This is a genomic window from Paenibacillus plantarum, from assembly GCF_013141695.1.
GTDB classification, from domain to species: Bacteria; Bacillota; Bacilli; order Paenibacillales; family NBRC-103111; genus Paenibacillus_E; species Paenibacillus_E plantarum.
This window is the reverse complement of the sequence record NZ_WHNY01000004.1, coordinates 252,011-273,760: the sequence shown is the minus strand read 5'-3', so window position 1 is coordinate 273,760 and position 21,750 is coordinate 252,011. Positions and strand designations below refer to the sequence as shown.

Sequence of the window (21,750 nt, the reverse complement as noted above, 5' to 3'; positions counted from 1 at the left end):
AATCCTATGGACCTATATGGAAAAGCATGGTCGCGACGAGAAATAGAAGCGCGAGTCGGCAAGATGGAGCAGATAGCTGGCATCAAACGCTTCGTTGCTATAGAAGGTAAAGATGCAGGTGTGGTGTACATTCAGGTGCGTACAGGTGCAGGCTTAAGTTATAACGTGACGCCATCCAAGGGTTTAGATATCTCATTGGCTGAGTATCATGGTGTGCCGATTAGTTGGCAATCGCCGAATGGAGATGCTCATCCATCATACTATGAGGCGGAAGGCAATCAATGGCTTCGGACAGCATCTGGCGGGCTGCTTATGACATGTGGGCTCATGCAAGTAGGGGCTAGTTGTGAGGACAAGGGGGAGCGTCTTGGACTTCATGGACGTTACCATCATACACCAGCAGAACAAGTATGTGCGCGAAGCACTTGGCAGGAAGATGAAATGGAAATGTGTATTTCAGGGCTCGTCAACGAGACATCCATATTTGGTGGAAGGCTTCAATTAGCTAGAGAAATCAGTAGTCGAGTTGGTGACAATACAATTCTGATTAAGGACGAAGTTCGTAACATGGGTTTCGAGTCCTGCCCGCATATGATTTTGTACCATTTTAACTTTGGATTCCCGTTACTTATGGAAGAGACACGCATTCAATTCTATAGTGATCAAGTGAGTCCGCGTGATCAAGATACTTCTATCCATGCCTATGGTGAGTGGCAGGCCCCTGATGCTGCTTATCTAGAACGTGTGTATTATCATGAGTCTCCCAAAAAACCGCTGGTGCACATTAGTAATCCTCATTTTCCTCTTCATGGTGGGACAACGCAGGTTCAAGCGACGCTTCAATGGTCTTCACAAACACTGCCTAACCTCGTCCAATGGAAAATGCCAGGTAGCGGGACGCATGTGCTTGGTATCGAGCCTGCCAATTGTCATGTGGGAGGTCGTAAAGAAGAGCGTGAGCGAGGGACTTTGGTATTTCTGGAGCCAGGTGAAACGGTAAAATATGAAATCAGGTTGAACCTCAGTTAAATGATTGGGATAATAAGATGAAAAGAAACATTGACGGGGGTTCTTCATGATAACAAATCAAATTAATGGTCGGCAGCAACAAATCTTAGATCGGATGGCACTCGACGGTGAGATTCGAATTGCTGAATTGAAAGAAATGTTTGATGTCACTGAAATGACGATACGTCGTGATATAGAGAAGCTTGAGATCATGGGACTGCTTAGACGAACCTTTGGAGGCGCTATCCTCATAGGCAAGGATATTGCCCTGCAAGATCGTACAGGCGTCATGATGGAAGAAAAAATGAAAATGGGCCTCCGCGCTGCACAGCTCATTAATGAAGGGGAATCCATCTTTCTGGATGGAGGTTCAACGACACTTCAAGTAGCAAAGTATTTAACACCGAATATGCCGATCACTGTGGTTACCAATGCATTGAATATTGCAGCCGAGCTGCAAGGCAAGCAAATTCCGACCATTGTCGTGGGAGGCATGCTGCTGGATAAAACATCGACACTCGTTGGCCCAGTCGCAGCCGTAGCGATTGCCAAAATGGCGTTTGACCGCGTATTTATTGGAACAACGGGTCTCACCATCAAACACGGATTCAGCAACTCCAATATGCACGAGGCTGAAATCAAAAGGCTTGTTATCGAACAAGCGTCTGAAGTAACCGTAATGATGGATCACACGAAGTATGGCGTTCGGGATCTGTTTTCATTTGCTGAGATAGGTGCGGTGCATCGCATTATTTCAGACAAGTACCCAGAAGGTGAACTTCATGCGACTTTAAAAGAAAGCGGAGTTCAATTGCTTGTATGTTCGGATGCATGATCATCAGATAGCGATACTGGCGAAGCGGGTTGTACGTTTTAGGGATGGGCGGTTGTTGGAGAGTGTTTAGAATAAGATTGAAATAAGGCCAGGACTCCTTGGGTAATTGGGGTTCTGGCTTATTTTAATTGGATTCTTGCCATGGTTTCGTTTGATATAGAAAGTGAAGAGTTACAGCGAAATTCTTTTTTTAATTCTGGCGTGGAAGCGATGATAATCAGAGGAGGCATTTCAAGTTTCTATCTGGACGGAAGATACCCATCACGGTAAAATATAGAAATTACCAAAAAGGGGGAGGGCATCCGGTGAAACGATCCATCTATATCCGTTTGTTGCTTCATTTGACAATTGCTGTCATTCTGATTACATGTCTTGTTGGAGCTCTCGTATACCGGTACACGACAGCTATGCTGAAGGAGGAGGTTATCGGTGCCAATAATGAATTGTTATTGCAGACGAGCAAAATTGTCAATCAGTCGCTTGGTGAAGTCCAACAAATTGCTACGACGCTTGCTTTGAACAGTGACGTGCAAAAATCAGTTTGGCTCCCGTGGAATTTGGAAGAAGAATATCGGTTTCTGAAAAATACAGGAGCGTTGTTCGATGAACGAATCAATTCGTCCAACTACGTACACTCCATATATTTATATAGTTCCGTCAACCGGAAGCTAATATCGAGCTCGGGCATAACCGACATGGCTGACTTTTCGTATCGATCGGTATTAGATCGTTTTGTAGAAGGTCCGAACAGCTCTTCCTGGTTAGCGGCAAGCATGTTGACGACAGGTGGCGATCGGGACAACGTCATTAGCTTTTTAATTACTGTACCGTTCAATAGCGTAGAAAAGAAGGGTGTCTTGCTGATTAATCTCAAAGAGGACGTGCTCTACAATGCGGTAGTCAATACGAACAACCGGAAGCTTGGCAATGTCGCGGTTCTCAATAGCAACGGCGAAGTGCTGTCCTACAAAGATAAAAGCATGCTGCTCGAACAGTTCAAGCAGGCAGACATCAAGCGAATTAGCGAGCATAAAGAAGGATATTTCGTGGAAACAATCGGCGGTAAAAAGATGTTCGTATCGTTTCTGAGCTCGTCGTTTAACAACTGGATATACATTACGTTGAACCCGCACGGAGAGTTATTTAAACGCTCCAACGAAGTGATTCGGATTACACTGCTTATCTCAGTAATTAGCTTGGCAGCGGGAATGTTGCTGATGGTAGTCGTCTCGAGACGGCATTACCAGCCGGTCCGGAACATGGTGCAAGCTCTCATCTCTTACATGGAGAAGCCGCTGCCGAAGGCGAAATACGGGGATGAGTTCGGATTTATCCGCGAGTCGATCGACCGGTTGCATCACGAAAACGAGGAGTTCAAGACAAGGTTTCGCGGACAGGAGCTCATTTTGAAGGATCATTTACTTCTAAATCTGTTATCAGGCAAAACGGCCGACGAGGATGAAATGATCGGGCAATTGAACTATTATCACCTTAATCTAGAGCCGCACGGTTTTCTGGTGATGGCCATGCGGGTCCATTTGAATGGTCCTATGCTCAGGTCTTCTGACGAGCAGGTTCGTAACCTGATTCATTTCCAGATCCGCACCATTTGTGAGGATGCTATCGGTCTCTATGGTAAAGGTGCTTACATCAGCAGGTTTCATAAGCACGATGTCATCATTCTCAACACGGGACATTGGGATTCGGCTAACCCAGCAATCGACAAGGCGAAGGAACTCGCTTTCCGGATCAAAAACGAGGTGACCTCGACACTCGAAGGCGTCGTCGTTACATTCGGAATAGGCGGTAATTACGAGCTTATTACGGAAATACCACTTTCCTACAACGAAGCAACCGAAGCGCTTTTGCACGAAAGGATTGCCGGGATCGGAAGCATCTTGTCGATTCACGATCTAGATGTCAACCGTGCTAATCGGAACCAGTTTATCGCGTACCGTCAGCAAGTAGACAAACTTGTCGGCGATCTGAAATCTGGCCATTTAGATAAAGTGAAAGAAACGAAGGACAGCATCATCAACCAGCTCGAACATGACGGCCATTTCGGCCTCTCCTACAAAAACATGATATTGCTCCACTTGCTGAACGCTCTCGTGACAGTACGGGTAGAGCTTGCCATATCCGGAGAAGAAACGGTCGAGCAAGTAAACCGATGGCACCACGAATTCGCTAAGCTTCAAAATTTAGAAGAAATCACTCTTTGGCTGGACCGTATCCTGACTAGTATCGCTGGCGACATAGAGCATAGGCGTGACAATAAAAACGCAGAAGTGATCGCTAAATTGGCGGCCTATATTCGCGATCACTACCGAGAGCCTCTCGGTCTTCAGCTGCTGGCCGACATGGCATACATGAACAGTCAATATTTATCGAAGCTGTTTAAGGAAATGACGGGATCGACGTTTATCGATTATTTGACGGAGACGCGTTTCCGTGAAGCGTGCCGGCTATTGAAAGAGACGGACCGTAATATTAACGATATCGCCGAAGCGACGGGGTTCGGACAAAAGCAAAATTTAATTCGCACATTCAAAAAAATGACAGGTTTGACGCCAACAGAGTACCGGAATGGGGAGGTATTGGACCGTCTTGAGAGCCTAAATACGAACGAATGAATCTAATCCGATGAATTGACACCTAACGCAAATGACATTATGAAACCGTTATCAACAATTGAATCTTGAGGACACTTCCCCCTCCACTTTATGCTGAAAGTGCTTACTTGAGCTACAGATAACAAGCATAAGGAAAGGGGGAATTTTGTCCATGGCTGTTCCATCGACCACGTCGGGGCCGAAACTCGATATACGGAGACGATTGTTGTGGAAACGCATCGCATCCAACCGTTATATTTATTTGATGCTTTTGCCTGCGATTGTTTATTACGGTGTCTTCCATTATTACCCGATGTATGGAGCTCTAATTGCGTTTAAGCAATTCAGCATTACGAAGGGGATTATTGGGAGTCCATGGGTAGGGTTTAAGCACTTCGAAACGTTGTTCGCGCTCGACAAGTTTTGGCAAGTGTTTTGGAACACAATCGTCATCAGCTTATATAGGCTTGTTTTCGGTTTTCCGTTGCCTTTGTTTGTGGCGGTATTGATGAATGAAGTTCGCAAGATTGCATTCAAGCGCACGGTACAAACGGTTATTTACTTGCCTCACTTCATTTCCTGGGTCATCCTCGGTGGGCTGTTGATTAATCTGCTATCGACCGACAGCGGTGTCGTCAACAACGCGATTCGCTCGTTTGGGGGCGAGCCGGTAGGCTTCCTGACCGATGAAAGCTATTTCCGCAGCACACTCGTCTGGTCGATGATCTGGAAGGAGTTCGGTTGGAGCACAATCATTTATATGGCTGCTCTCGCCGGAGTCAATCCGCAGTTGTATGAGGCTGCGGTAATGGATGGCGCCAACCGGTGGAGGCGTATCTGGCATATTACGTTGCCGTGTATTCGCAGCACGATCATCATTTTATTGATTTTGCGGATTGGCCATCTGATGGAGGCGGGTTTCGAACAGATTTTCGTGTTGTACCATCCTGGCGTCTATCAAACATCCGATATTATCGACACCTATGTGTACAGGATCGGGTTGACCGAAGGACGGTTTAGCCTGGCCGCAGCAGTCGGCTTGTTCAAATCGGCGATTAACTTTTTGCTGCTTATTATCGCGAATCGGCTGGCCCGTATGATGGGTGAGCAAGGTATTTACTAAAACGGCAAAGGAGGAATGCAGCATGGTTCGCGGCAGTTTCGGCGGAAAGTTATTCGACGCAGCGAATGTTATATTTCTGGTGTTGATCACGCTGTTGACGCTGTACCCGTTCTGGGACTCGCTCATCGTCTCGATCACGCCCATTCAAGAAAGTCTGTCATCAAGCATCCATCTCTATCCACAAACAATTACATTCGAAGCGTACACCTATATTCTCGGTTTGAAGCAGTTGTGGGTTTCGTACAAAGTGAGTGTCATCGTTACTGTACTCGGAACATTGATCAGCATGATAGCGACCCTATTGGCCGCTTACGCACTCTCCAAGAAGGAGTTGCCAGGCGGACGTATCATCATGTTCGCGATCGTATTCACGATGATGTTCGGCGGAGGCATCATTCCAAATTATCTGGTAGTCAAACAGCTCGGAATCATCAATTCGATGTGGGCAATGATGATTCCCGCAGCGATTCAGACGTATAATTTGATTCTCATGCGCAGTTTCTTCTCATCCGTTCCGGAAAGCTTGGAAGAGTCTGCGCGCATCGACGGCTGCAATGATTTCGGTATATTGCTGCGAATTATCGTCCCACTGTCGATGCCAGCCATCGCTACCATATCCTTGTTTTATGCGGTATCGAAATGGAACGAATTTTTCACAGCGGTCATGTATGTGACGGATAAGGAAATATGGCCGCTCCAGTTATTTTTGCGGTCCATGCTCATTGATAACGAGGCCGCCTTTCAATCTGGAGGTGACAGCCCGTTTCTGCTCGGTCAATCGATCAAGATGGCGACGATTATGATTTCCACCATTCCAGTCATGCTCATATACCCGTTCTTTCAGAGGTATTTCGTGCAAGGGGTTACGCTAGGAGCGGTTAAGGAATGACGGTTCGTATTAGAAGAGGAGGACAAACGATGCTAAAAAATAATAAATGGCTTGCACTTGCACTTTCCGGGGTGCTGGCGGTATCTGTAGCAGGATGCGGAAACTCCGAGAATGAGTCTGGGGCAGGTGCCACCGGAACGAATAAGGAAGACAAAAAGGTCAAAATCGTATTTCTCACCCCAGGCGATGGTGCTGCCAAGGCAATCAATCCGGGAGACCGGGTTATTGCTGAAATCAATAATAAACTCGGTATTGATTTGGAAGTCAAGCTCGTGCCGGAGAACGGCTTTGAGAAGATCAACGTTGCTATGGCGACCGGGGACTTGCCGGATATCGTGACCATTAATTATCCATCCCCATCATTAAACCAATGGATCTCGGAAGGCTTACTCGTACCGTTAAACGACTATTTGCCCGTGATGCCGACCGTCAAGGAGAAGCTCGAGAAGCAATTGTCTTGGACCGCTGTTAACGGTAAATATTACGGGTACCCCTTCATCGAGGAGCGCTCGAACACCACGGTTGCCTATCGCGCGGACTGGCTTGAAACACTCGGATTGAAGGTGCCGCAGACGCTGGACGAATTATATACGGTGCTCAAAGAAATCGCGACGAAAGATCCCGACAAAAATGGAAAGGCCGATACATACGGATTGACAGGCACCAAAAGCACTGGATTCAACGGTTCCTTCCATTTCGTCCTTTACGGTTATGGTTTGCCTCATGGCGATTGGGTTCTGGACAGTACAGGCAAGGTCGCTCCCATATTCGAGCATCCCGCTTTCAAGCAAGGCGTTCAATATTTGCGTAAGTTGTGGGAGGAGAAGCTGATTGACCCGGAATTTCTGCTGAACGATACACAGCAGCGGGAGCAAAAGTTTTTTCAAAGCAAGGTCGGATTCATGGGCACACCGCTGTTTCGTCACGTGAACCGTCTCGAAACGAGCCTGCAAAAAGTGAATCCGCAAGGCAAGCTTGGATTCATGGCACCGCCGGCCGGTCCGGATGGCAAAAGAGGCATGGCGAGCGCGCCGAAGGGCGGCCTGTTCACAGCGGTTACGAAAAATTCCAAAGATCCGCAAAAAGCGGCTAAATTAATCGAATTCATGTTGTCTAAGGAAGGCCGAAGCTTGCTAGAGCTTGGTATCGAAGGCGTTCATTACACGAAAGCAGGCGACAAAATTACGTACAATGAAGAAGAACGGGCCAAAGACGGCTTTGCCACTAACGGCTGGTCGCATCCACTCGCTTGGGGCAGCGTCGTATGGCCGCTTACGGAAAATTATTTGCCGCAAACTGAGCCTCAGGCCGACCGGGCGAAGCAATCCGTAGACATTGCCACAAAAAACCTGGTCCCGAACCTCCTGAATGTGACGACCGCTGAGGAAGTGGAGATGGGCAGCGTGTTGGGCGAATTGTTGAATCAATATTATCTCGACATGATTGTTGGCAAGAAGGAAGTTGACGCTGGTTTGGCCGAGTTATCTAAAAAATGGCGTGACCAAGGCGGCAACAAAGTGCTAGAAGCGGTTAACAAGGCGTACTTGGCGCAGCAGAAGAAGTAAGGAAAGGGTGTTGATAGGATGCTTCCATCTGTACAAAAGCAGCCGAACATAGTTTTCATATTGACTGACGATCAAGGAGCTTGGGCGATGGGCTGTGCTGGAAATCACGAGATTCAGACGCCGAACTTGGACCGCTTGGCGGCTGAAGGGATGCGGTTCTCGAACTTTTTCTGCACCTCGCCGGTATGTTCGCCTGCGCGCGCTTCGCTGTTGACCGGACGCATGCCGTCGCAACACGGCATACACGATTGGATTCGCGGTGGTAATGTGGGGGATCGACCGATTGAATATTTGAAGGGCCAAACCGCCTATACGGAACTTTTAGCTAATAGCGGTTATACGTGTGGATTGAGCGGGAAATGGCACCTTGGCGACAGTATAAATCCCCAAAAAGGATTTACACATTGGTATGTGCACCAGCAGGGAGGCAGCGCTTATTATAATGCGCCGATGATCCGCGATGGCGAATTGATCGACGAACCGGGTTATTTGACCGATGTTATCACCGACGATGCCTTGCATTTCCTTGAGTCACAACAAGATGATCAACCGTTTTACTTGGGTGTGCATTACACGGCGCCGCACAGTCCTTGGATCGACAGCCATCCTCAGGAGTTCGTCGATATGTACGATAATTGCCAGTTCGACACCTGCCCGCAGGAGCCGAAGCATCCCTGGTCGATCCAAACAGCGCCTTGGTCCGACGACCAGCGGGAAAACCTGAAAGGATACTTCGCTGCGGTGACGGCAATGGATCGCAATGTTGGCCGCATTCTTGACAAGCTCGAGGCGAAGGGTATGCGCGAGCAAACGCTGATCTGCTTCTTGAGCGACAACGGTTTCAACTGCGGTCATCACGGCATATGGGGGAAAGGCAACGGTACGTTCCCGTTCAATATGTTTGATACGTCCGTTAAAGTACCAGCCATCTTCAGCCACCCGAGCCGCATTCCGCAAGGCCACGTCTGCGACGAACTGGTCAGCGGGTACGATTTCATGCCGACATTGCTGGCGTATGTCGGAGGGATTGAGCATCCAGAAGCGGAGAATCTGCCTGGTCGAAGCTTCCTGCCCCTCCTGATTGGCGATGAAGGGTCTGGACGAGAGGATGTCGTCATCTATGACGAATACGGTCCGGTTCGCATGATCCGTTCGCGGGAATGGAAATATGTTCACAGGTATCCTTATGGACCGCATGAGTTATATAACTTGGTGGCCGACCCGGACGAACGCAACAATGTGATCGACGCGCCGGAGGCCGAAGAACAGCGACGTTCCATGAAGGAACGGCTGGATTCCTGGTTCGTCAGCTATGTTGATCCGAGCCGTGATGGTACGCGGGAAGCGGTGACTGGCTTTGGTCAGCTGGAGCTTGCCGGACCCGACGGGCAAGGAAAGAAAGCGTATCACGAGTAACCTCTTTGAGATGCACTCCTAATGCAGGAGCCCTCTTGACCTAATAATCGCCTTTGGCTTCCGTGATGCTCATTCGCACGGCGTCCAGGGCGATTTTGGGGATTCAGTGACCCAACTCGTTATAAAGGAAGCTTAATGATGACAGTTGTGCCTTTCCCGGGTTTACTTATCAAGCTCAAGCCGTAGGCTTCCCCGAACGTGAGCTTCAGCCGCTGGTTGACGTTCTTCAGTCCGATATGCTCGGCGTGCAACATACGTTTTTGCTGCATGGTGGCATTGAGCGTGTCCAGTTTCTCCGCTTCGATTCCAATCCCGTTATCCCTAATGTGAAGCAGCATGAGGTCGTTTTCGATAAACCCGGTTATTGTTATTTCTCCTTGTTTCCGACTCGGATGTATGCCATGCTGAATGGCATTCTCGAGCAGAGGCTGAAGCATAAGCTTGATGACCTGCACAGACATTAGCGCTTGTGGAATATCCCACACGATTTGAAATTTATTCTTATAACGAATATCCATCATGCGCAAATACAAGTGAGCATGCTCCACCTCCACTCGAAATGGAACTAGACGGTTATCCATATCGAGACTCAGCTGCATCAACTGTGAGAGTGTTCCAATCGTGTCGGACACTTCGTTAGGTTCTCCGTTGGTCAGCTCGATCGCCATCCAATTAATGGTCTCCAAGGAGTTTCCAATGAAATGAGGGTTAATTTGTGCCTGCAGGGCAGAAGCCTGAGCCTCGTTCAGCAATTGGGAGCGATGGGACAGTTCCTCTTCAATTCTGCGTTTGGTTTGGGCACTATTGAGGATGTTGCCAGAGATGTAACGCACCTCGTTATCTCTGCCATCCGGTGATCTTGTCACCCCATCTCTCTCCAGTTGTTCCATCAAGTGAATGATATTTCGAATCGGCTGAAAGGTTCTTACGGAAATAAGAAAGGCCACGATAACGCCTAACGCGGCAAACAATAGCAGCAGTAAGACTGTGTAGTTCAAAATGTTACGGATATTTGATTCGTACTCTTGGATGGGGAGAAGGGACAGACAGGCCCAATTATTGAAGCTTAGCTTGGCTAAAGTCAGGATGTAGGATTCGCCATCGAGCTTCACTATGCCTGAATAGGGTTCTTTTTGATTGAGCAGTTCATCCAGTTTTTGATCCAATGCTTGCAGATAAGCAGGCTTTGATTTCCCAGGAAATAGAAGTTTCATGTCTTGGTTGTAAATGTAGTTCTTGTTTTCGTCGATGATAAAGAGTTGATGGTCCTTCTTTCCGTCAGCTGGCTGAATGAGCTTCCCAAGTTCCTCCAGGTCGATATTGATGATGACCGCACCTATTTTATCCTTGGCGTTCAGGTAGCTGGGCTTAACAAAAGAAAGGACGAACGGGTAGACCTCGCGGCTCTTGCGGGGAAGTGACTTGGTATACACAGAATCGCTTTGCTCGTAGTAAGGATACCACGATTTGTCTGCAAAATTATCGTAAAAGTTGTTTTCTTTATTGGAAATGACGTACCCGTTTTTCTCCGAATAGACGTATATGGACGAGATGTATTCATAAATAAGTGTGAACATGCTGATTGTGCTGTTGATTTTATTGTACTCCCCACGCACAAGATTAGCTGAGTTCGTATCGAGCATAAAGAGCTGCGTATCTGTCTGCTGGGATATTTGTGTTGAGAGCATGCTTGTTTCTCGGAACAGGACATCCAAGATGTCCCTAACTCGGTAAAGCGAGCTTTTGTTGACTTGACTCACCTCTCCCTCGATAATCTGGTGGGAGCTGCGATAAAGAAAGGAGCTCATACCTGCCAGCGGCAATATGACGAGCACCAGAACAATCAAGAAGTTACGGACGAATATACTCTGAAACCTGTAGTTTTGGATGTAGTACCAGATGCCGCGTTTACTATTCATCTTCCAGATCGCTCCCCATTAGAATCAGTCGAACATACTCTTTGGGCGTATATCCGAAGGCTTGCTTAAACTGCCTATTAAAATATTTACTACTTTGATAGCCGACTCTTTCGCTGATTTCGTAGATTTTATACTTGCGCAGTTTCAGCAGTTCTACAGCTTTATTCAAGCGTATGCGTGTCAGCGCTTCGACAAAGGTTTCCCCCGTCTGCTGTTTGTAGAAGCGGCTGAAGTAGGTAGAACTGACGTAGATGGAGCTTGCCACCTCTTCCAGTGAGAGATCCTTGGTATAGTTCGCTTCTATGAAAGTCTGTGCTTGTTGTAGTAGGTAAGACGGGTTGTTTTGGTTGCGCTTGGATAAACAGGAAATTGTATCTTGCAGCACCTGTTCGCCCCAACGACGAATGTCGGCAGGACTCTGTTGCGGGGTAAGCAGACGGTAGTCGAACCGTCCTCCCGTAAGGCGGAACAGGTCCAATTCTTTGAAAGCGTTTGCAATATCTGTGAAAAGATCGATGACAAGCAGATAGAGCAGATCGGGTCTCGATTGGAGAATGTCGTCGAGCAGCATATTGAAACGATCAATGACAATAGACGAACTCCCTGCCTTCATGCCCTCCAAGATGTTAGGGTGATGCCTCCGAATCTGTTCATGCTCTCTCTGTTCCAGAAAGTGACCTTGTCTGGCAGGAAAATCGTCAAACGGCTCCGGGCGTTCTTGATCGAGAGCCGTTCGAATGTTCGTAAAAACTTGCCGCATTTCCTCCACATTGGTCGGTTTAATGAGGTAGTGCTCAACTTTATATTCTATCGCACGTTTGGCGTATTCAAACTGGGCATAGCCGCTGTTAATGACGACTTTAACGCGTGGACGTTGCTCAAAGACATATCGAGCTAATTCGATCCCTGATAATTGAGCCATCCGGATATCGGTCAGTACGACATCAGCTTCATGGTGCTGCAAGTAATGCATCGCATCAGCTCCGTCTTCGAAATCGGCAACACAATCGAATCCGAGACCAGTCCAATTTATAAATTTCTTCAACCCGTTGCGAATCCGTTCCTCATCATCAACGATGACCAACTTATACAAGTGATCTCCCCCTTATCTCTTGCGAATAATTCTAATTCTATCATGTAGTGTGAATAGTAAGTTGGAAAAAAATAAAGATGCAAAGAATATGCACCAAAGGCAAGATGTTGGAATGTAATCTAAGGATGAGAGCGCGTACAATAGGGATTGCACAACACTCCTGATCAAAGTGTTTGATATAAATTCGGAAGCGGTTTGGCAGAACTGTTCCTATGAGAAAAGGAGGAAACGCATGAATGAAATCACATTGACGAAACGGCAGCGTACAAGAGTGGGACGGAGATTGTCGGTTTTTGTTGGACATGTCGAACTGTTTCTATTAACTCTACCCGCCATTCTGTATTTTATTGTATTTCACTATTTGCCGATCGGCGGTGTGATCGTTGCTTTTAAGGATTACCGATATGATCTCGGTATTCTAGGAAGCAAGTGGGTGGGGGTTCGTAATTTTGAATTCTTTCTAACCTCACAGGATGCTTGGCGCATTACAAGGAATACAGTCGCGTACAGCTCGACTTTTCTTGTTATCGGCATCATGGCTTCGGTGACCGTAGCTTTGCTGTTGTTTGAAGTAAGGAACCGGTATGCAATTAAAGTGTACCAGACGAGCATGATTCTCCCCCGATTTCTGTCTTGGGTCATCGTAGGATACATCTCATACACATTGCTTAATCCGGAGCTCGGAATATTGAACCAACTGAGAGTGTTTTTCGGAATGGAACCGGTGCAATGGTTCGGGGACACGAAGTATTGGCCGTATATTCTCGTAGTTTCGAATTTATGGAAGCATATCGGGCTTGATTGTATTATTTATTACGCTGCATTGCTAGGTATTGATCAAGAACAATATGAAGCTGCGCGAATCGACGGCGCGAATCGACTCAGGCAGATGTGGCATATTTCGATTCCCTCGCTTGCGCCGTTGATGTTTATTCTTGGCATTCTGGCGGTTGGCGACTTGTTCCGAGGCGATTTCGGTCTCTTCTATCAAATTCCGCGCAACGTAGGGACGCTATATCCCGTAACGGATGTAATTGACACTTATGTGTTCCGTGGACTTCGGTTAGGTGAGATTGGCATGACCGCCGCCGTCGGATTGTTTCAATCCGTTGTCGGACTTGTGTTGGTCGTAAGTGTAAATTTAATTGTAAAGAAAATAAGGCCGGACAATTCATTGTTCTAAGGCAGGAGGGAGAGTGCCGGTGACGAAGCCTGTTAAGTTAAAGTTCAGCACCATGTTCATTCATCTGTTTTTTATCCTATTCTCGTTGGCGTTCTTACTTCCGTTTCTCATGATCATCTCCGTATCGCTCTCGAACGAGCAGGAGTTGATGCGAGAGGGCTATCGACTATTGCCGATTCGAATCGATTTCACTGCTTATCGCTATGTATTCGAAAATCCGGCGCAGATGATCGATTCCTACATCATCACGGCGTTTCAGGCTCTATTCGGGACGTTGCTCGCTCTAATTGTTATGGCGCTCTGCGCCTACCCATTATCGCTAGTGCATTATAAACTGCGCAATACAACTACTTTTTTTATCTTTTTCACCATGTTGTTTGGTGGCGGGTTGATTCCATCTTACATTCTAAACACACAGTATTTGCATATCGGCAATACCTTTTGGATTTATATTCTGCCTACTTTGGCCAATGCGTTCCACATTATCATCTTACGGACATTCTTCCAAGGGATTCCATACTCACTTGCAGAATCTGCGAAAATGGATGGAGCTCGCGAGCTGACGATTTTCTTTCGTATTATTATGCCTCTGTCCAAGCCGGTTCTGGCCACGATTGCGTTGTTCAATATTTTGGATCGTTGGAACAATTGGTACACTTCCTTGATCTACGTGAACAATTCCAAGCTCTACACTTTGCAATATTTGCTTCAGAAAATATTAATGGACGCAGAGTTTGTAAAGAGTTTAGCCCAAGATGCGCCACCCGGGATGTTTACTGGCAGCATGTTGGAAGTTCCGACGGAAAGCATGAAATTTGCAATGTGTATTGTAGCAGCTGGACCGATGCTCGTGATCTTCCCTTTCTTCCAGAAATATTTTGCCAAGGGACTAACGATCGGAGCGGTTAAGGGGTAGCGGGCTATGTATACGATCGATCGCTATATATGCGAATTAAGCAGGGGGAACACTTGACTTATTAAATGAATCCAATTGGAGGATGAGAAATGGATATGTTCAGAAAAAAAAGAAGCAAGCTGTCTGCGATTTCGCTCTGTGCAGGCTTGATGCTTGCCCTGACAGTGGCGGGCTGCGAAACCTCCGGGAACAATGGAAAGAGTTCGACGAGCAATACGACAGTGCCAACCGCAAGTACACTGGCTGACAACAAGGCGGTAAAATTGAAATGGGTATTTATGGGTCCGGGCAAGCAAGAGGATTCCGAACGGGTATGGGCGGAGTTTAACAAAAGGCTGCAGCCGTTGTTGCCCAATACGACAGTTGAATTTGTCGAGTTGAGCCGGACGGAATTCGTGGAAAAATGGAAATTACTAGCTGCATCAGGCGAGGAGATTGATTTGGCTTGGACCGGCTATTTAATTCCGTTCGTACCGGAAGTGAAGAAGGGTGCCTTCTTGCCTCTTGACGATCTGATCGCCAAATATGCGCCTAAACTAGCAACTGGTGTGCCGGATTGGGTCATGAAACGTACCGTCGTAGACGGCAAAACGTATGCAGTTCCAAATCAGCAGCTAGAAGCCGGCATGGGTCCAAGCCTCAAGGTGCCCAAGGATCTGGCAGACAAATATTTGGACGTGAAGAAGCTGCAAGCGGTCAATTTTGGAGCTAAGACGTCGGTGAAAGAGGCCTATGAACCTATTGAAGCCTATTTGAAAGCGCTTAAAGATAATAATTTGCTTGGCAAAGGGGCTTCCATCTCGACGATTATGCAGTTTATTCAAACGAAAGGGTACGAGACGTTCAGTTCCACGAATTATATTGCGGGCTACCGAATTGACGATAAGAGTTTCAAAGTTGTCAATATGTACGAAACGCCGGAATTTAAGGATTCGTTCGATGTAGCCGCTGACTGGTTCAAGAAAGGCTATATTCGGAAAGATATTCTGTCGATGCAAGACCCTCGCGTTGATGACGGCAAGCTGAACGGAAGTGTGGTCTGGGCACACAACCAAGTTGAAGAAGGCACCACGGTGACCCCAGGCAATGCGCAAGCAGGCACAGTGGAGTACTACAACATCCCGCTGTCCAACCAAACGTTTATCTCGTCAGGGGATGCCGCAACCGCTACAGTTATTCCACGCACAAGTAAAAACCCGGAGCGTGCGATGCAATTAATCGAGCTAATCAACACTAGCAAGGGGAAAGAACTTTACGATCTGCTTGTGTGGGGCTTGGAGGGCGAGCACTATAAGAAAGTTTCCCCGACGCGCATGGAGACCATCGGCTACACTGGGCAAGGCACACCAACGGCCAAATACGGCTTGTGGAAATGGGTGCTCGGCAATACGTTCCAAACGTACGAAACACAGGCGGACAAAGAAGGATATAACACTTTCGTGAAAAAACTTCACGAGACGGCGACCAAATCGGCGCTGATGTCGTTCAAGCCGGATACGACGGCGATCGCTACGGAGCTTGCTCAGGTAGCGGCCGTACGCACAGAATTCGAAAATGCGTTGAGGAGCGGCGCGCTTGCCGACTATGAGGATAAATATAAGCAGGCAATTGATAAAATGAAAAAATCCGGCTCCGATAAAATCGTTGCCGAAATGCAAAGGCAGGTTGATGAATTCGTTAAGAAAAACAACATTAAGTAAAAGGAAAGTTGGCCGGAGCTGCTATGGCAGTTCCGGCGACTCACCATTTCGGTTGGTCTCACAACCTCAAAGGAGTGTTCATGATGTCAATAACGAAACGTATCACAGCCTTATGGTTGGTCCTCGCTTTTCTTAACGGTTTCCTTCCAATCCTTGGTTCTCAGCAAGCCGAGGCATCGGGAGTAATGCCCCAGCTCCCCACGGTCGTATCGTCGGTCTACGAAGATTATGAATCGAAGTCGGTTGGAGATGCTCTTCTTACTTCTGGCAATTACCAATTGACAGTGCAGCAAGATCCATCCGAAGCAGGCAATAAGGTCGCTCGACAGCTGTATGGAAGCACAGCACCAAGCGGGTACACACCTACAATGTCATTTACGCCGTTGACAGGCACATTCGTGTTAGACCAGAAGGTGAGACTTGATGGAAGCGGAAACAACCTGTATTACGTCATGTATATGCGGACCCAGAGTGGAAACATTCCGGTGCCGATTTGGCGTATCCATTACCCAGGTTCAAACCCTGGATTGTATCTGACGAAAGCGAATGGCAGTGGCGAAGAGAATGTCGTGCCAGCGAATCTGATTCAAACGCAAGTGTGGTACGCCATTCGGACTGTGATTAATACGTCCACCGCTACGTACGATATTTACTTGCTTGACCAAGCCGGCAATCGGTTGTATGGCAGCACAGGCCGCCATTTGCCTACTGTCATCGGAACGACAACCGTAGACTATTCAGCCGGATTTAAATGGCTGTACGGCAAGCATAGCGGTTCGACATTGGGTTACGCAGCAACATACAGTGACGATCTGTTTCTCTATACGATGTCTGCGGCTACACAGGCGGAGTTCTTGGTAAATAACGCTGAAATTGGACGCAATAAAGCAGAAATTACTTATGCCGACGGGAAGGTGGCAGCATTGGCTGCCGGAACAGTCAAAACCAACATGCAAATGAGACTGTCCGCTCTTCGTACCGGTATGGTTGCGCAAGCGTCGGCAGCTGTTTACACGGCCGAGCAAAGTGAGCTAGAAGCTGATCTCGCTGCTGCTCAAGCGCTGTTGCGAGAGCTGCCTGACGACGAAGACATCAGCACGCTACAGACACGTGTGAACGCACTTGCTGGAAGAATCAATCACTGGTATTTAAATAATGACTATCAGCTGAACTCATTAAACTCCATCGTTTTTAATCAAAATAATTACGATGTTCGTGTTCAGAAGGACGCTGATGGAACTGGAAATTACGTAGCCAAGATGACATTTGGGCAGATTCCGACGAGCGGCTTTTGGGGGGGGAGCAGCTTCGCCTCGCCAATTAAGGGTACAGTCCTCTATGAGAAATCGTTTCGCTTCGAAGGGACAGGAACGGGCCTGTATCATCTACAAACCATACGAACGCAGGACGGCAATCAATCCGTCAATTTATTTCGGATTCAAGCACCGGGAAACGCTTCGGGTGTCTATGTAGGGAAAGCGGACGGCAGCGCAGGAGAGGATCGGCTTGCAATCGGCTCAATCGTGAATGATCGTTGGTATCGAATTATCGTTGTCATGCATCTGGAAGAAGCTACTTATGATATTCATATCATTGATTCCAGCAGCAGTGAAGTCATCGAGTCCTCCTTAGGCAGACATTTACTCATCAAGAACGCCAATACCCAGCCTATCAACTATACGTTGGGAATCAAATCAACGGCGGTGAGAATTACGGGTACTGCTGCCAGCTACGGCGATGCGGCACTTTATATGGACGATGAGCACATGTATGGCAATACATCGTCCCGTATTGCTGCTCACGTGCAGAGTTTGCTGGATCACATCAGGGAAGAGACGATTTATTATTCATCCTCGCTTAAGCAGCGAATTATTCAATCAATCGTCCTGTACCCAGATCGTGCTTACAGCTATGTCCGCAATAAACGGAAGATGATTTCAACGGACCACCCGGACGTCAGGCCCGAGCTGGTTAACGGCATTGCGATGGCGCCGGTGCAGTTTCTCGCTAACCAGCTGGGCTGGACGGGGAGCTGGAACGAATCGCAAACCGTCTATACCGTCACTTATGGCGGCACGACCTTGCAGTTGTATCCCGGATTGCCGACGATGACAGTCAACGGTGTCTTGATGCCGCTAGATCATCCGGCCGTCCGTGAAACTAACGCCTTACAGGTTCCTATCGGAAATGTCGGGCAGGTGTTCGGGTTGACGTTGTTTCAAGATAATGCTCGCGGTGTATGGGTGCTGGACGCGAATCCCAACCTGTTCGATCCAATCAACGATGCTGCGTTGCTGGATGAGCTGAATAAGGTTCGCTTCGGAATCCGGCCGCCTACTATTACAGTTAATGCGACTGCGGCTGAACCGAGTGGTGTTTCCGCTCAGCAATCGGAATTTAACGACCGAAATTCTGCAGCCAGTGTAGAGCAGCTTGCCAAAAAACTCGCTGGCGTGCTCGACCCGACGGTTCCGGGGCTGACCGATTTCCGACAACTGGTTACAAGCGAGGATTATGAAGGAGCGTTGATGGCGTTTCGCAGCTATTTCCTGAATAAACTGCGCAATATCAACACGTTCAATTGGGACCAAGAGCTGTTGAGTTTTACATTCGGTAAGGGTGATTCGATGCCCGACGAGCTTCTGTACAACATACTAACGACGCCCGATATGAGAAAAATCCTAATTGGTGAACCTGGCCGAATCGATTGGCGCTTCGAAGCACCTGCCACCAATGCAGGGTATGCGTCACGCAATAACTATATGTGGCATATTGATCAATTCTATCCGTTGCTCAATCGTTTCAATAGTTCGGGAAATCTATCCTATTTGGACAAATGGGGAGACTATGTCGATGACTGGGCGCTTCACTCTCACGGTTATGATGCCATTCTGCCTGCTGAAATTCCGGACGCGGATCAATCCGGAGCACGTGCAGTCGTGTACCTAATGAGGCAATTGAAATTGCTTGCCGACCATTTGCCGGCTGATGGGGAAGGGCTGCCGGCTACTACATTGGCGAGGGTATTAATCAAGATGCAGGAGGAATATCCTCCGATTTCGATCGTATACGGCAGGTCCAATCCGCAAAACTGGACAACTGGCATTTTTACTTCGCTGATCATGAACGGACTTCTACTGAGTGAATTCAAGGACAGTTCCTTCTATCTGCGGGAAGGGTTTCGCCGCATGGAGGACTTCGGCACCACACATTATATGCCGGACGGCACGGAGTCGGAGCAATCGTTATCCTACAACCGGGAGGATTTGCGTTACGGTGCGGGACTTGCTTATCAAGTCGTAAAGACGCTGCGGCCCGATTTAATGCCGCCTGAGCGAGAAGCGGAAATTAAAGAACGGTTGATGGCGCGTGCCAAGCTGATGTCTCACGCATTAAATTTGAAGGGCAAATTCCCGGCTGGCTTCCGCATCGATTGGCGCGACTGGACGGCGACTGTGAAGGAATTGCTGCAGGATGCGATTCCAGAAGCACTCCAGGATTCGAATATTGCAGCTATTCTGGCCATCGGCTCCGGGAGCCCGATACCGGCGGAGCCCGATTTTACATCGGAATGGTTCCCTTATGGTGGCTATTCGTTCATAAGGAGCGGTTGGATGCCGGACAGTCAGGAAGCGTTCTTGTTCAGTTCGAGCCATCCAGGCAATTACGGATACCATAGCTTGCAGGGCAACAATATGCTTTCGATTCAAGCATTCGGTCAAGATATGGTGGTACCTGGCGAGGTGGGAGCATATGACAACATCCCAAGCCCGCTTACCGTCGATGGAGACATGCAGAATTACTCGTACGGTATCTCCAGCTGGGGCCATAGACAGACTCTCGTGTCCAGCTGGGATGAGCCGGCTGATCTGCGATGGTATGAATCTCCTTCGTTTCAATTCACAGAAGGCATGTATGAGGGACATTACGGAAAAGACGAAGGTACCGGTACCGACGATACGGCCCATCAACGCATGTTGACATTGCTGCAGGAGCAAGGCCTATGGATTGTGACGGATCGTTTGATCAGTGGAGGTACGCATAACTATCGAATGGATTTGCGTCTGCCTTCGCAAGTTATCGGTTCCCGGTCACCCGGCTACCGCGTGTTTGATCCGACGCATATCGAGCGTGGACAGTCCGACGCTCGTTCCGGCTACATGCGCACCCAAGATCCTGGCGTCAGCAACTTGTCCGTGTATCAATTCGGAAGCTCCGCGATTACGACTACCGGTACTGTAGAAACCGTGGCGGCTACGAACCTGTATAAGGTATCTGATTTTTACAGATTGAGCGCTTCCTTCTCTGGAAGCGGTGATCAAGCGCTTGTGAGCGTCATTTATCCACGCCAAACCCAGCAGGCCGAACTCATATCGATCGAGCCACGCAACGGTAGCGGGGTAGCCGGATTCAAGGCGATTATGTCAGATGGAAAAGTTGTACAATATCAAGCGGCAGCGGATAAAAACGAGGTATTGTCGCTGGGATCGGTTTCCATTCAAGGAGAAGCGCTTTTGCTGCTAACGGATGTGAACGGGGACACGAAAGGGATGGCACTAGGAGTTACCGTTATGTCTGAGAGCGGAACGCCGCAGAACGTCAGCTTCGAGTTTGAAATTCGAAATGGGGTTATGCAGCAGTTGGGAAGCATAAATAAGCCGGTTGGCGAAGTCACCATCACTCCCGGAGCAGATGTATTTGTCGATTCCGTAACGGTCACGATGGCGACCTATACAGCAGGCGCGTCCATACATTACACATTGGATGGTAGTATTCCGACTCTTTCTTCATCACTGTACACAGGTCCGTTTGTGCTAACGAATTCGGCTAAGGTGAAGGCGAGAGCTTTTCGCGCGGGTGTCACGAACGTCAAGGATACCATAGACAGCACGAATGTAAGCTCCGTTCGCACAGCGACATTCACGAAGCAAGCACTTCGACAGGCTGTTTCGGCCTCAACTGTGAGCGGTGTGGTTTACCGCTATTATGCAGGGGATTGGAAAGATCTTATGGTTCACATGGATCGGATGGATCCTACATCGCTGGGCACGGCGTCGGGACTGTTCGATTTCTCGGCGAAGGCAACCGACGGCGCATACGGCTTCGAATACAGCGGATGGCTTGATATTCCATCGGATGGTGTCTACACCTTCCGGGCGCCGGAAGAATGGCTGCTCCCCAATATAATGGCAGGCTACGATCTGCAATTGTTTATCGGCGACGAGCAATGGTATCCAATTACGGGAAGGCAGGGCTTTGGCACTTGGTCGATCGCGCTTGAGCACGGATTGCATCGCATACAGGTCCGATATGTCGATTATCGTGGGCAGACGGCTGCTGCTTATAACATTCCGAACTTGACGCCTCGCATATGGGAAGGTGTTATACCTAACTTGACCATCTCGGGACCGAATATGACCGAGCAAGCTTTACCGTCTTCCATGCTTCGACGCAATCCATAGTATAGATTCTTGTACGCAGGCTCTCTTCC

Annotated in this window: 13 protein-coding genes; 11 read left to right on the top strand and 2 right to left on the bottom strand. The window is 48.2% G+C overall.

Annotated features, from left to right (window positions below; all coding sequences use genetic code 11):
* Nucleotides 1-6 precede the first annotated feature (6 nt).
* The 7 genes from GC096_RS00950 to GC096_RS00920 all read left to right on the top strand — a co-directional run bounded on the left by GC096_RS00950 (nucleotide 7) and on the right by GC096_RS00920 (nucleotide 9,448).
* Nucleotides 7-1,029, top strand: coding sequence for an aldose 1-epimerase family protein (locus tag GC096_RS00950; protein WP_171628425.1), 1,023 nt, complete (start codon nucleotides 7-9; stop codon nucleotides 1,027-1,029).
* Nucleotides 1,030-1,075: 46 nt separating this feature from the next.
* A complete protein-coding gene (locus GC096_RS00945) occupies nucleotides 1,076-1,843 on the top strand; it encodes a DeoR/GlpR family DNA-binding transcription regulator (protein ID WP_171628424.1) in 768 nt (255 codons plus the stop codon).
* Between the two features lie 305 nt (nucleotides 1,844-2,148).
* Nucleotides 2,149-4,476: a helix-turn-helix domain-containing protein gene (locus GC096_RS00940; protein ID WP_171628423.1), complete on the top strand. Its 2,328-nt coding sequence runs from the start codon at nucleotides 2,149-2,151 to the stop codon at nucleotides 4,474-4,476.
* A gap of 151 nt (nucleotides 4,477-4,627) precedes the next feature.
* Nucleotides 4,628-5,578, top strand: coding sequence for an ABC transporter permease (locus GC096_RS00935; protein ID WP_171628422.1), 951 nt, complete (start codon nucleotides 4,628-4,630; stop codon nucleotides 5,576-5,578).
* A gap of 22 nt (nucleotides 5,579-5,600) precedes the next feature.
* Nucleotides 5,601-6,467 carry a carbohydrate ABC transporter permease gene (locus GC096_RS00930; protein ID WP_171628421.1) on the top strand — a complete coding sequence of 289 codons (867 nt, stop codon included), beginning with the start codon at nucleotides 5,601-5,603 and terminating at the stop codon, nucleotides 6,465-6,467.
* A 29-nt stretch (nucleotides 6,468-6,496) separates the two neighbouring features.
* Nucleotides 6,497-8,032, top strand: a complete 1,536-nt coding sequence (locus GC096_RS00925; protein ID WP_246302499.1) for an extracellular solute-binding protein — start codon at nucleotides 6,497-6,499, stop codon at nucleotides 8,030-8,032.
* A gap of 18 nt (nucleotides 8,033-8,050) precedes the next feature.
* On the top strand, nucleotides 8,051-9,448 hold the full coding sequence (locus GC096_RS00920) for a sulfatase family protein (protein WP_171628420.1): 1,398 nt from the start codon (nucleotides 8,051-8,053) through the stop codon (nucleotides 9,446-9,448).
* Nucleotides 9,449-9,567: 119 nt separating this feature from the next.
* Here GC096_RS00920 and GC096_RS00915 read toward each other — a convergent pair whose 3' ends face one another.
* Complete coding sequence (locus tag GC096_RS00915) at nucleotides 9,568-11,367, bottom strand: sensor histidine kinase (protein WP_171628419.1); 1,800 nt, start codon at nucleotides 11,365-11,367, stop codon at nucleotides 9,568-9,570.
* A complete protein-coding gene (locus tag GC096_RS00910) occupies nucleotides 11,360-12,460 on the bottom strand; it encodes a response regulator (RefSeq protein WP_171628418.1) in 1,101 nt (366 codons plus the stop codon). Before GC096_RS00910 ends, GC096_RS00915 begins: the two co-directional genes overlap by 8 nt.
* Before the next feature lie 232 nt (nucleotides 12,461-12,692).
* Here GC096_RS00910 and GC096_RS00905 point away from each other — a divergent pair, with 232 nt between their 5' ends.
* The 4 genes from GC096_RS00905 (at nucleotide 12,693) to GC096_RS00890 (ending at nucleotide 21,721) form a co-directional block, all read left to right on the top strand.
* Nucleotides 12,693-13,643 (top strand): ABC transporter permease, encoded by a 951-nt coding sequence (locus GC096_RS00905; RefSeq protein ID WP_171628417.1) that lies wholly within the window; start codon nucleotides 12,693-12,695, stop codon nucleotides 13,641-13,643.
* A 19-nt stretch (nucleotides 13,644-13,662) separates the two neighbouring features.
* Nucleotides 13,663-14,559: a carbohydrate ABC transporter permease gene (locus GC096_RS00900; RefSeq protein WP_312886154.1), complete on the top strand. Its 897-nt coding sequence runs from the start codon at nucleotides 13,663-13,665 to the stop codon at nucleotides 14,557-14,559.
* Nucleotides 14,560-14,648: 89 nt separating this feature from the next.
* Complete coding sequence (locus GC096_RS00895) at nucleotides 14,649-16,259, top strand: ABC transporter substrate-binding protein (protein ID WP_171628416.1); 1,611 nt, start codon at nucleotides 14,649-14,651, stop codon at nucleotides 16,257-16,259.
* Between the two features lie 80 nt (nucleotides 16,260-16,339).
* Nucleotides 16,340-21,721, top strand: a complete 5,382-nt coding sequence (locus GC096_RS00890; RefSeq protein ID WP_171628415.1) for a chitobiase/beta-hexosaminidase C-terminal domain-containing protein — start codon at nucleotides 16,340-16,342, stop codon at nucleotides 21,719-21,721.
* The last annotated feature ends 29 nt before the right edge of the window (nucleotides 21,722-21,750 follow it).

Coding starts and splice junctions, on each gene's coding strand:
- GC096_RS00890 (WP_171628415.1), top strand. CDS start 16,340: ATGATGTCAATAACGAAACGTATCACAGCCTTATGGTTGGTCCTCGCT.
- GC096_RS00920 (WP_171628420.1), top strand. CDS start 8,051: ATGCTTCCATCTGTACAAAAGCAGCCGAACATAGTTTTCATATTGACT.
- GC096_RS00935 (WP_171628422.1), top strand. CDS start 4,628: ATGGCTGTTCCATCGACCACGTCGGGGCCGAAACTCGATATACGGAGA.
- GC096_RS00945 (WP_171628424.1), top strand. CDS start 1,076: ATGATAACAAATCAAATTAATGGTCGGCAGCAACAAATCTTAGATCGG.
- GC096_RS00930 (WP_171628421.1), top strand. CDS start 5,601: ATGGTTCGCGGCAGTTTCGGCGGAAAGTTATTCGACGCAGCGAATGTT.
- GC096_RS00905 (WP_171628417.1), top strand. CDS start 12,693: ATGAATGAAATCACATTGACGAAACGGCAGCGTACAAGAGTGGGACGG.
- GC096_RS00895 (WP_171628416.1), top strand. CDS start 14,649: ATGGATATGTTCAGAAAAAAAAGAAGCAAGCTGTCTGCGATTTCGCTC.
- GC096_RS00915 (WP_171628419.1), bottom strand. CDS start 11,367: ATGAATAGTAAACGCGGCATCTGGTACTACATCCAAAACTACAGGTTT.
- GC096_RS00925 (WP_246302499.1), top strand. CDS start 6,497: ATGCTAAAAAATAATAAATGGCTTGCACTTGCACTTTCCGGGGTGCTG.
- GC096_RS00950 (WP_171628425.1), top strand. CDS start 7: ATGGACCTATATGGAAAAGCATGGTCGCGACGAGAAATAGAAGCGCGA.